Source organism: Mesorhizobium sp. WSM4829 (genome assembly GCF_055811475.1).
The window spans coordinates 1-11,788 of record NZ_JBVVQJ010000073.1 but is presented as its reverse complement, the minus strand read 5'-3'; the positions used below and the strand labels follow the sequence as shown (position 1 = coordinate 11,788).

Annotated in this window: 10 protein-coding genes; 1 reads left to right on the top strand and 9 read right to left on the bottom strand. The window is 64.2% G+C overall.

The window, feature by feature from the left end; all coding sequences use genetic code 11:
• Nucleotides 1–1,103: NAD(P)/FAD-dependent oxidoreductase (locus tag AC0L17_RS33650; protein ID WP_473518890.1), on the top strand; the 1,103-nt coding region annotated here is incomplete at its 5' end.
• Between the two features lie 168 nt (nt 1,104–1,271).
• On the opposite strand, the gene AC0L17_RS33645 is transcribed toward AC0L17_RS33650, so the two are convergent.
• The 9 genes from AC0L17_RS33645 to AC0L17_RS33605 all read right to left on the bottom strand — a co-directional run bounded on the left by AC0L17_RS33645 (nt 1,272) and on the right by AC0L17_RS33605 (nt 11,465).
• Nucleotides 1,272–2,549, bottom strand: coding sequence for a 4-aminobutyrate--2-oxoglutarate transaminase (locus AC0L17_RS33645; RefSeq protein ID WP_473518889.1), 1,278 nt, complete (start codon nt 2,547–2,549; stop codon nt 1,272–1,274).
• Between the two features lie 159 nt (nt 2,550–2,708).
• Nucleotides 2,709–3,458, bottom strand: coding sequence for an ABC transporter ATP-binding protein (locus AC0L17_RS33640; RefSeq protein ID WP_473518888.1), 750 nt, complete (start codon nt 3,456–3,458; stop codon nt 2,709–2,711).
• Complete coding sequence (locus tag AC0L17_RS33635; RefSeq protein WP_287226871.1) at nt 3,455–4,288, bottom strand: ABC transporter ATP-binding protein; 834 nt, start codon at nt 4,286–4,288, stop codon at nt 3,455–3,457. The genes AC0L17_RS33640 and AC0L17_RS33635 overlap by 4 nt, the downstream gene beginning before the upstream one ends.
• Entirely contained in the window at nt 4,285–5,205 is a 921-nt protein-coding gene (gene nikC, locus AC0L17_RS33630) for a nickel transporter permease (RefSeq protein WP_023802090.1), read from the bottom strand. Before nikC ends, AC0L17_RS33635 begins: the two co-directional genes overlap by 4 nt.
• Nucleotides 5,202–6,269, bottom strand: coding sequence for an ABC transporter permease (locus AC0L17_RS33625; RefSeq protein WP_023802089.1), 1,068 nt, complete (start codon nt 6,267–6,269; stop codon nt 5,202–5,204). The genes nikC and AC0L17_RS33625 overlap by 4 nt, the downstream gene beginning before the upstream one ends.
• A gap of 18 nt (nt 6,270–6,287) precedes the next feature.
• Nucleotides 6,288–7,931, bottom strand: a complete 1,644-nt coding sequence (locus AC0L17_RS33620; RefSeq protein ID WP_473518887.1) for an ABC transporter substrate-binding protein — start codon at nt 7,929–7,931, stop codon at nt 6,288–6,290.
• Nucleotides 7,932–8,251: 320 nt separating this feature from the next.
• The gene (locus AC0L17_RS33615; RefSeq protein WP_473518886.1) at nt 8,252–9,526 is read right to left on the bottom strand and encodes a lytic murein transglycosylase; all 1,275 of its coding nucleotides are present in this window, start codon (nt 9,524–9,526) and stop codon (nt 8,252–8,254) included.
• 169 nt (nt 9,527–9,695) lie between these two features.
• Nucleotides 9,696–10,301, bottom strand: coding sequence for a recombination mediator RecR (gene recR / locus AC0L17_RS33610; RefSeq protein ID WP_023802085.1), 606 nt, complete (start codon nt 10,299–10,301; stop codon nt 9,696–9,698).
• Between the two features lie 276 nt (nt 10,302–10,577).
• Nucleotides 10,578–11,465, bottom strand: coding sequence for a cell wall hydrolase (locus tag AC0L17_RS33605; protein ID WP_473518885.1), 888 nt, complete (start codon nt 11,463–11,465; stop codon nt 10,578–10,580).
• Nucleotides 11,466–11,788: the final 323 nt, after the last annotated feature.

Genomic DNA, 11,788 nt, shown 5'->3' with positions numbered 1-11,788 from the left:
TTGCCAGGCCCGGTCGGCACTGCCTCCACCGCGACCGTGCGCCTGCCTCCTGGTCCGACAATCAATGCCCTGGCGCCCGGGGGGCCCCCCCCCCCCCCCCCCCGGGCGGCCGCAGGCTGGAGCTATCGGATGGCGGCACACTGCCGTTCGACCGGCTGATCCTGGCGACCGGTTCGCGGCCGCGCATGCTGTCGCTGCCGGGTTCGGATTTTGCGGGCGTGGTGTCGCTGCGCTCGCTCGCCGACGCGCGCCTGATCCGCGAATTGAGCGCGCAGAGCGAGGATGTCGTCATCCTCGGCGGCGGCTTCATCGGGCTGGAGATCGCCGCGACGCTCACAGCGGCCGGCCGCAAGGTCATCGTGGTCGAGGCGGTCGACCGGCTGCTCGGCCGGGCGGTGGCGCCGATCATCGCGCGCCATGTGCGGCAGCGGCTGGAAGCGACCGGCGTGCGCATTCTCAGCGGCACCACGATTGCACGGCTCGAAGCCGAGAACGGCCATGTCTCGGCGGCAATCACCGCATCCGGCGAGCGGCTGCCGGCGCAGATGGTCATCATCGGCATCGGCGTCGTGCCGAATGTCGAACTGGCGCAAGCCGCCGGCATCACTATCGCCAACGGCATCCGCGTCGACCAGCAGATGCGCACGTCGGTGCCCGAAATCCTCGCCATCGGCGATGCCGCCTCCTACCGGCACTGGCTCACCGGCGGCGATGTGCGGCTGGAATCGGTGCAGAATGCGACCGACCAGGCGCGTCTTGCAGCACGCACCGTTGTCGGCCATGCGGACGCCTTTGCGGCGGTGCCGTGGTTCTGGTCCGATATCGGTGACATCAAGCTGCAGATGGTCGGCCTGATTTCGGGCGGCGACAGCCATGTCGTGCTGGGCGACGTCAACGAGAACCGGTTCTCCATCTACCACTATGCTGGGAATCGTCTGCTCGGCATCGAATCGGTCAACCGGCCTGGCGACCACATGCTTGGCCGCAAGATGCTCGGCGCCGGCTTTTCGCCGACGCCGCAGACGGTTGCGACGGGACCGGACGGATTGAAGGCGGCGCTCGCCGCTTTCCAGCAGGTAGAGCCCGTCCGCGCCGCCGAATAGGCGCAGCCCTTGCCTTCTCCCCTTGAGGGAGAAGGTGGATCGGCGCGTAGCGCCGAGACGGTTGAGGGGTGCTGGACGGAGTGCTGTCGGTGCCAAGCTGGAGCACCCCTCATCCGGCCGCTTCGCGGCCACCTTCTCCCACAAGGGGAGAAGGGAAGAAAGATCCCCTCAACCGGCGCGGACCTCGCGGATCGAGCTTTCCAGAATGTCGAGCGCTTCGTTCATGACGCCGTCCTGGATGGTGATTGGCGCGAGGAAGCGGATGACGTTGCCGTAGACGCCGCAGGTGAGCAGGATCAGGCCCTTGTCGAGCGCCTTCAGCCGGACCGCATTGGCGATCTCGGCCGACGGCAGGCCCTTCTTCACATCGTTGAACTCGACAGCGTTCATGAAGCCCGGGCCTCTGATATCGACGATCTCCGGCGTGTCGTCGCGGATCGATTGCAGCCGCTGCTTCAGCCGGTTGCCCAGCGTGTTGGCGCGGTCGCAGAGCTTTTCCTCTTCGATCACGTCGAGCACGGCATGCGCCGCGGCAACGCCGATCGGGCTGCCGCCATAGGTGCCGCCGAGCCCGCCGGGGCTGGGCGCATCCATAATCTCGGCGCGGCCGGTGACCGCCGACAGCGGGAAGCCGCCGGCAAGGCTCTTGGCCATGGTGGTGATGTCGGGCGCCACCTCGTGATGATCCATGGCGAACATCTTTCCGGTGCGGGCAAAACCGGTCTGCACCTCGTCGGCAATCAACAGCATGCCGTGCTGGTCGCAGATCTTGCGCAGCGCCGTCATGAAATCGCGCGGCGCCTCGTAAAATCCGCCCTCGCCCTGCACCGGCTCGACGATGATGGCGGCGACGCGGGCCGGATCGACATCGGCCTTGAACAGCCGGTCGAGCGCGGCCAGCGAATCGGCGACCGTGATCCCATGCAGCGCCACCGGGAACGGCGCGTGGAAAACATCGGCCGGCATGGCGCCGAAGCCGACCTTGTAGGGCACAACCTTGCCGGTCAGCGCCATGCCCATGAAGGTGCGGCCATGGAAGCCGCCGGCAAAGGCAATGACCGCCGGACGGCCGGTTGCGTTGCGGGCGATCTTGATGGCGTTCTCCACCGCTTCGGCACCGGTGGTGACGAAAATCGTCTTCTTGTCGAATTTGCCCGGCAGCAAGCCGTTCAGCCGTTCGGCCAGCCTGACATAGCTCTCATAGGGCACCACCTGGTGGCAGGTGTGGGTGAAGCGGTCGAGCTGCGCCTTGACCGCCTCGATCACCTTGGGATGGCGATGGCCGGTGTTGACGACGGCGATGCCGGACGAGAAATCGATGTAGCGCCGGCCTTCGACATCCCAGATTTCCGAGTTCTCGGCGCGGTCGGCATAAATCTGCGTGGTCATGCCGACGCCGCGCGAGATCGACTGGTTCTTGCGTTCGGAAATGGCTGAGTTCTTCATGATGTTCCCTCACCGGGCCGACGCCCGTTCTCGTTTGGTGGTGGTTCAGATTTGTTCTGGCGTTATTTCATGTTTTCCTCAAGTTGGCACCGTCGCCGGGTCATTGGGCCTGCCGCCGCTAAGGTCGCATTCCTTCGCGACGCGGACAGCTGATTTGACTCACGCAGTCCGCACAAACCCCTCGCTCGCCCTCAGCAAATTGCGCGTATAATCCTTGCTGACGCGGCGCTCGACGAGGTCATCAGCGGTGAGGTGCTCGACCGCCTCGCCGTTCTGCATCACCATCAGCCGCTCGCACATATGGGTGATGATGGCGAAGTCGTGGCTGACCATCAGGAAGGTCAGCTTGCGCCGCCGCCGGATGTCTTCCAACAGGTTGAGCACCTCCGCCTGCACGGAAGCGTCGAGCGCCGAGGTCGGCTCGTCGAGCAGCAGGATCGCCGGTTCGAGGATCAGCGCCCGTGCGATCGCCACGCGCTGGCGCTGGCCACCCGACAATTGATGCGAATAGCGGAAGCGGAAGCCGGTGCCGAGCCCGACCTCGTCGAGCGCCTGCTGGATGCGTTTCTCGCCATCGGCAAAGCCGTGGATGGCGAGCGGCTCCTGCAGCAGTCGGTCGACGGTCTGGCGCGGATGCAGCGAGCCGTAGGGGTCCTGGAAGACCATCTGCACCTCGCGATAGAAGGCCTTGTCGCGGCGCTTGCCGAGTTTTTTTCCGTTGACGGTGATGCTGCCCGAAGCGGCCGGCGCGAGGCCGGCGATCGCCCGAAGCAGCGTCGATTTGCCGGAGCCGGATTCGCCGACCAGGCCGAAGGATTCGCCGGATTGCACCTCGAGGCTGATACCCTTCAGCGCGCGAAAGCGGTCGAAGACCACCTCCAGCCTGTCGACAGAAAGTGCTGCCGTCATGCCGCCCACTCCGGCTTGCGGTCGAGCACCGGCAGCGGGTGGCGGTCGGCGCCGATCTTGGGCATGCAGTTGAGCAGGCCGCGCGTATAGGGATGCTGGGCGCGGCCGAGCTCCGACGCCTTGAGCTGCTCGACCACCTTGCCGGCATACATGACGATCACCCGATCGCAGAACGACGAGACCAGGCGCAGATCGTGCGAGATGAAGATCAGGCCCATGCCGCGCTCGCTGACCAGCCTGTCGAGGATGCCGAGCACGTCGAGCTGAACGGTGACGTCGAGCGCCGAGGTCGGCTCGTCGGCGATCATCATCTCCGGCCCGGCAATCAGCATCATGGCGATCATGGCGCGCTGGCCCATGCCGCCCGACACCTCGTGCGGATGCAGGTCGAAGACACGGGCGGGATCGCGGATCTGCACCGCCTCCAGCATGGCGAGCGCCCGGTCGCGGGCCTCCGCCTTGCCGACCTTCTCATGCGTGCGCAGCGTCTCGACAATCTGGCGGCCGATGCTCATCACCGGGTCGAGCGAGTATTTTGGATCCTGGAGGATCATGGCGATGCGCTTGCCGCGCAGCGCCCGGCGGTCGCGGGGCGAGGCCGCGAGCAGGTCGGTGCCGTCGAAGGCAAGTTTCCTGGCCGTGACCTCGGCCTGCGGCGGGGTCAGGCCCATGATGGCGCGGCCGGTCTGCGACTTGCCGGAACCGCTCTCGCCGACGATGCCGAGCCGTTCGCGGCCGAGCGAGAAGGAGACGCCGCGCACCGCCTCGATCCGGCCGGTGCGCGTCGGGAAGGTGACGCGCAGATCGTCGACCTCGAGAAGCGTGCTCATTGGTCACCACTGCGGGGGTCGAGCGCGTCGCGCAGGCCGTCGCCGAGCAAGTTGAAGCCGAGGCTGACGAAGAGGATGGCAAAGCCCGGTGCACCGGCCACCCACCATTGGTCGAGCACGAAGCGGCGGCCCGACGCGATCATCGCGCCCCATTCCGGCAGCGGCGGTTGCGCGCCGAGGCCGAGGAAGCCGAGACCGGCGGCGGTCAGGATGATGCCGGCCATGTCGAGCGTCACCCTGACGATCAGCGAGGAGATGCAGAGCGGCATGATGTGGCGCAGCACGATGCGGAACGGCGAGGCGCCCATCAATTGCACCGCCTTGATGTAATCCGAATTGCGCACGGTGAGCGTTTCGGCACGCGCGATACGGGCGTAGGGCGGCCATGAGGTGACGGCGATAGCGAGCACCGCATTCTCGATGCCGGGGCCGAGTGCGGCGACGAAGGCCAGCGCCAGGATCAGCTTCGGAAAGGCGAGAAAGATGTCGGTGATACGCATCAGGATCGCATCGATCCAGCCGCCGGCATAACCGGCGACGGTGCCGACCAGCAGGCCGATAGGAGCGGCGATGACTGCGACGAGAATGACGACGTAAAGCGTCCATCGCGAGCCGAAGATGACGCGCGAAAGGATGTCGCGGCCAAGGTCGTCAGTGCCAAACCAGTGCTCGGCACTTGGCGCCAGCAGCCGCGAGCCCTTGAGGTCGCCGAATGTCGGCGAATAGGGCGCCAGCACATTGGCAAAGGCGGCGACCACCAGCAAAGCGATGATGATGAGCAGGCCGAGAAACGCCAGCCGGTTGGCTGAAAAGCGCCGCCACGCGACATAGGCGCGGCCGAGCCTGGCCTGCATGCGCGACGCCGGCCGCTCGCTGAGCAGCCAGTCGCGGCGGCTCTGGATTGCTTCAGCGCTCATCGTACCTTGGTCCTTGGGTCGAGCACCCGGTAGAGCAGGTCGGACAGGAGATTGATGCCGATGAACACCGAGCCGATGATGATGGTGCCGCCGAGCACGGCGTTCATGTCGGCGTTCTGCAGGGAATTGGTGATGTAGAGGCCGATACCCGGCCAGGAAAACACGGTCTCGGTGAGCACCGAGCCTTCGAGCAGACCGGCATAGGAGAGCGCGATCACGGTGACCATCGGCACGGCGGCGTTGCGCAGCGCGTGGCCCCAGATGATGCGTGTTTCCGACAGGCCCTTGGCGCGCGCCGCGACGATATATTCCTGGGCAAGCTCGTTCAGCATGAACGATCGCGTCATCCGGCTGATATAGGCGAGCGAGAAATAGCCAAGCAGCGAGGCCGGCAGGATGATGTGGCGGAAGGCATCGCGAAACACATCCCACTGTCGCTGCCACAGCGCATCCAGGAGATAAAAGCCGGTGATCGGGGTGAAGGTGTATTCGTAGACGATATCGAGGCGGCCGGGAAAAGCCACCCATTGCAGCCTGGCGTAGAACAGCACGAGCGCCAGCAGTCCCAGCCAGAAGATCGGCACGGAGTAGCCGACCAAGCCGATGATCCGCACGATCTGGTCGATGATGCTGCCGCGCCGGACCGCGGCCAGCACGCCGAGCGGCACACCAAGCAAAGCACCGATCAGCGTTCCCAGCGTCGCCAGCTCGATCGTCGCCGGAAAGGCGCGGCGGATGTCGGTCATGACAGGATTGGTGGTCAGCACCGAGGTGCCGAAATTGCCGTTCAGGGCATTCTTCACATAGATGTAGAACTGCTCGATCAGGGGCAGGTCGAGCCCCATCTCGCGGCGGGTCCGCTCGACGACATTGGCCGGCGCCCGGTCGCCGAGCACCGCCAGCACCGGGTCGATCGGGATGACCCGGCCGATGAAGAAGGTCACCGCGAGAAGACCGAGATAGGTGGTTATCGCGATGACCAGGAAACGGGCGATCGACGAGGCGACAGCGACAGCGCGGGCGCTGCCGCGCCCTGCGGTCGCTTCGCTTTCAACAGTACTCATGCGGCGCGTCCGCCGGCATCATTCCTTGGTGATCTGGCTGACGAAATTGGTGTCGAAGCTCGGGCCGAGCGCAAAACCCTTGAGGTTCTTGCGCAGGCCGGCCACTTCCAGCTGCTGGTGAACGATGATGAAAGGGCTGGTTTCGAGAATCTTCCTCTGCAGATCCTGATACATTGCGGCGCGTTTGGCCGGATCCTTCTCGAGCAGGGCCGCTTCGGTCTGCTTGGTCAAGTCCGGAATATCCCATGCGTTGCGCCAGGCCAAGGTCTTGGTCTTGCCTTCATCCGAATTGTCGGGGTTGCTGGCGAAGGTCTGGGCGTTGGAGTTCGGATCGAAATAATCCTGGCCCCACTGGCCGATATAGATGTCGTGATTGCGGGCGCGGTATTTGGTCAGCGTCTGCTTGCCGTCGCCGGGAATGATCTCCAGCTTGACGCCGGCCTGGCCGAGCGTCTGCTGGAACGATTCCGCCATGCCGGTCACCGGCTGGGTGTTGCGTACGTCCATGGTGACGCTGAAGCCGTCGGCCATGCCGGACTTGGCGAGCAGTTCCTTGGCCTTGGCGAGGTCGAATTTGAACGGATTTTCGTCCAGCTCGCCAAGCACGCCTTTTGGCAGGAAGGTCTGGTGGATCTCGCCGATGCCCTTGAGGATGGTCGAGCTCAAGGCATCATAGTCGACGAGATATTTGAAGGCCTGGCGAACCTCCGGCTTGGCGAGGTTCGGGTTCTTCTGATTGAGGCTGATGTAGAAGACCGTGCCCTTCGGCGCGCTGGTGGTGGTGAGATCGGCGTTCTTGGCGATGGCGTCGAGGTCGTTCGGCTCGAGATTGCGGGCAACGTCGATGTCGCCGGCCTCCAGCGCCAGGCGCTGGCCCGAGCTTTCCTTCATGTTGCGATAGATGACGCGGGCGAGCTTGGCCTTTTCGCCGTGGTAATTGTCATTGCGCTCCATGACGACGACCTCATTGGCCCGCCATTCGCGCAGCTTGAAGGCGCCGGAGCCGGCATAGCCGGTCTTCAGCCAGGCGTTGCCGAAGTCGTTGTCGTATTTGTAGTCGGCGCTGGGCGTCACCGCGGCAGCATGTTCCTTGACCAGCTTGGCGTCGACGACCGACGCGACCGTTGCCGACAGGCAGTTCAGGACGAAGCTCGGCGCATAGGCCTTGTCGACCGTGAACTGGAACGTCGTGTCATCGACGGCCTTGGCCTTCTCGGTGACGTTGTCGCCATTGATGCCGAACTGGCCGATGATGAAGGCCGGGCTCTTGTCGAGCTTGATGGCGCGCTCGAACGAATAGGCGACATCAGCCGCAGTGATCGGATTGCCCGAGGCAAATTTCAGGCCGGGCTTGAGCTTGAAAGTGTAGGTCAATCCGTCGTCGGAGACAGTCCAGCTTTCGGCGAGATCGCCCTTGACCTTGGAGGTGTCGCTCAAGTCGAGGCGGACAAGCAGGTCGTAGGTGTTGCCGGTGACCTCGGCGGTCGACAGCTCGAACGCCTCGCCCGGATCCATCGAGATGATGTCGTCGATGGCGAAACCCTCGACCAGCGTGTCGGCCGGCGTGACAGCAAGGGCAGGCGCACCGGCCAGAAGCAGCGCGGACATGGCTGCGCCGGCGAGCAGGAAGCGGGAGCGTAGGGCAAACTTTTTCATCATCATTTTTAACTGTTCCCTGTTTTTGTTGACCTGAGTTCCCGGCTCAGGGTTTGGCATTCACTTGACACATCGGCCCGAAAATCGGAATCGATTTTCGGAAAGCACGATGTGTAGTTCAAAGTCTTAGAGCGTCCTTTGCGCGTCCAACGGACGCGCGGCGCTCTAATCGAACGGTGACCCTGAACCGGTCGTCCTGGTGATTTTTATCCAGTTCCGCCTCACCATATCCGGCGGTTTCAGGCGCGGCAACGAGCATTTGCAAAGCTGTTTGTTGGGCCAGGATCAGCCAGACGCCGCCGCCGGAAGCGACACCCGCAGTCGCCCTATTTCAACGCGGTGACCAGGTCGGCGTCGGGAAAACAGGTGGCGGCGCGACCGTTCCTGGCCTGCCATTTGCCGATCGACCGGCGCGTCTTGAAACCGGGCAGGCCGTCGGCGCTGCCGACGTCGTAGCCCTCGGCCTCCAGCGCCCGCTGCAAGGTGGCGATGTCGGTTCTGTGGAGCCCGCCGACCGCACCCCAGCGCCCCGAAAAATTGCTGTCGCCATTGGCGATGCGGTCAGCGCCGTGGCCGATGAACAGGGCGTAGAGATCGCTGGTGTTGTATTGCTTCAGCACGTAGAAATTGGGCGTGACGATGAAGGCTGGACCGCTGCGCCCGGCCGGCATCAGAAGAAAGCCTTCGGCCTTCAATTCGCGCGCCGGGAACGGTCTTGCCGCGATGCGCTTGATGCCCAGATCAGCCCACTCGGAAATCCTCTTGCCCTGGTCCGGGCCTTCGAGCGAACAGGAGACCGCTTCCGGCACCGTCACCTCAAAACCCCAGCCGCGGCCCTTCACCCAGCCATAATGGACGAGGTAGTTGGCGATCGAGGCCAGCGTGTCCGGCACCGAGTTCCAAATGTCGACCCGACCGTCGCCATCGAAGTCGACGGCATGTTTGAGGAACGAACTCGGCATGAACTGCGGCTGGCCGAGTGCGCCGGCCCATGACGATTTCATCGCGCCGACCGGGGCCAGCCCGCGCTCGACGATCTCGAGCGCTGCCATAAGCTCGGTGCGGAAGAAATCCTTCCTGGTCGCCATGAAGGCCTTGGTCCCCAGCACTTCGAAGGCGTCGTAAGGCATTTTCGCCGCGCCAAAGCCGCTCTCGCGGCCCCAGATCGCCAGCAGCACCTCGCCCGGCACGCCGTAGCGTTTCTCGATCGCGGCGATCGTCCTGGCATTGGCTGCCTTGCGCGTGCGCCCACCAGCGGTCACGGCGCGAACCGTCTTTTCGGCGAAATAGGCGCCGGGCGAACCGAACTCCGCCTGATGCTGCTTTTTCGGCGTCGTCGCCTTTTTGCCCGGCATCACCAGGTCGGGCAGTTTGAGGTTCGGTTTGATGCCATCGAAGGCGACGTCGAAGGTTTTTCTCAAGATGCCCTTGGCGTTGGCCTCGGGCCAGAGGTCGTTGTTGAGCCAGGCACGGAACTGGGTGTCGAGTTTTGTGGCGGAGGCGGGAGTGGCGAGCAGGAATGCAGTCAGTGCGGCGAGAAAAAAAGCAGCCAATCTGCAAAGTCCGCGTTCTGTCGCGCCCCCCTCTGTCCTGCCGGACATCTCCCCCACTTGGGGGGAGATTCGCAGCTTTGATTTTGTCGCCAATCTTGCAACATTGAAGGCTGGCGAAAACAGGCGCGACAGCCAATCTCCCCCCTCGTGGGGGAGATGTCCGGCAGGACAGAGGGGGGCGCGACGGAATGCAATCATCTCAATAGGCCCCCCTTCCTCAAAACGCCGTCCGCGAGCGCAGCGCGGCGGCCAGCGTGCCTTCGTCGAGATAGTCGAGTTCGCCGCCGACCGGGACGCCATGCGCCAGCCGCGTCACCTTGATATCGAAGCCGGACAATTGATCGGTGAGATAATGCGCGGTGGTCTGACCCTCGACGGTGGCGTTGACGGCAAGGATCACCTCCTTGACCTCGCCGCCGGCGACGCGGTCGACCAGCGAGCGGATGTTGAGCTGCTCGGGGCCGATGCCGTCGAGCGGCGACAGCGAGCCGCCGAGCACGTGATAGCGGACATTCATGGCGGCCGCCCGCTCCAGCGCCCACAGGTCGGCCACGTCCTCGACGACGATGAGCGTGCCGGCGTCGCGGCGCGGATCGGTGCAGATCATGCAGGGGTCGGACGTATCGACATTGCCGCAGGTCGAGCAGATGCGCACCTTGTCGACCGCCTCGCTCATGGCGGCGGCGAGCGGCGACAGCAACTGCTCCTTCTTCTTGATGAGGTGAAGCGCTGCCCGCCTGGCCGAACGGGGCCCAAGCCCCGGCACCTTGGCCAGGAGCTGGATCAGGCGTTCGATCTCGGGACCGGCGATTCGCTTCGACATCGCATCGGTTTAGGATTTTTCAATTGGTTTTGGAACTCTCCTGCGGCGCGGCTGCTGCGAACAATCGCCCAGGTTTGCGCTGCCCCTCATTGCCCTGCCGGGCATTTCTCCCCGTATAGTGACGGGGCGAAAGACGCCATCTCAAATGATTTGCCAATTTCCGGCGTTGCAGGATGGGTGCCAAGGTTGCGGCCAGATCCCTTCTCCCCGTCACTATCCGGGGAGAAGGTGCCGGCAGGCAGATGAGGGGCGGCGCCGACGTCGACCGTCGATCGCCTAGTAGGCTTCCAGCGGCCTGCCCTGGCCGGCGATCATCGCACCGATGGCATCGGTGTTCTCGGGTGTCGATTCAAACGACATCGTCGGCTCGGCCGGCGCCGCCGAAAATGACGTAGCTGGTTGCGCACCGGCGGTGCTGCCGAAACGGGCGGCGTCCGGCTCCTGCATCGCCACAAAGGTCACCTTCTCCGGCGTTGCCTTCCCTGGAGTAGCCTTTGCCGGTTGCGATGCGACCGCCGTCACATAGGTCACCTTGCTGGGCGCCGCCTTGGCGGCCGGCGCAGCAGAGGCCATGAGCGTCACCCCTGCGGCGCGCGACCGCCGCGGCGTCGCCTGTGCCACCGCGACCGTGGGCTCGTCCGGCAATGGTTTCCAGTTCCGGCCGCGCTTTTCGTAGAAGGCGTTGCCGCCGGCGACCATGGTGTAGTGCATGTTCTTGTAGGGGAAACGCAGACCGGCGGTGTGAAAGAACATCGAGTTCTTCAGCTTGGCCTTGCGCTCGCCCCTGAGCACCGCCTCGGCGGCTTCCTCGACATCGGGCATCGCCTTCGAATTCATCGGCCGTGTCATCACGCCCGGCGCGAACTGGCCGCGTTCGCCGACCACCTCGCAGATGGTGTTGCCGTGCTTGCCGGAGCGCAGCCGGTTCATCACCACCGTGCCGACGGCAATCATGCCGTCGCGGCTCGACCGGTTGGATTCGAAGAACATCGCGCGCTGGAGGCACTCCTTGTCCTTCGCTGTGTGATTGTAGGGCCGGGACCTAGCGGTATCGGTCAGGCTGGCCACGGACAGGCCGTGCGTGGTCTGACTGCAGGCGGCCAAAAACAGCGGAGAGGTGATGACGCCGAGCAGCAACGGCGTCTTCCATCGGGTCACGATCAAAGATATCCCCTCATTCTGTCGCCAGCCCGCCCCTGGTTGCGGCAAGAATGAGACACTTTCGGGCAAAAAGATGGCTAAAGCGTTATTAAGTGAGCAGAGTTGCCGAATGGACACAGCTGGCCGGCAGGTGGTGAATCGCTGCGCTCCCCGGGCTCGCTCGATCGGCACAACCATCAATACAGCTTAGAGGCTGTTGGAAAGTCGCTCCGGCGAGTCATATGGTGGTGATTTCGAGAACCGGAGCGGAGCGGACATTAGAGCGCCGCGCGTCCAATTGGACGCGCAAAGGACGCTCTAACACTTTGCATTTGCGCATGATCCTT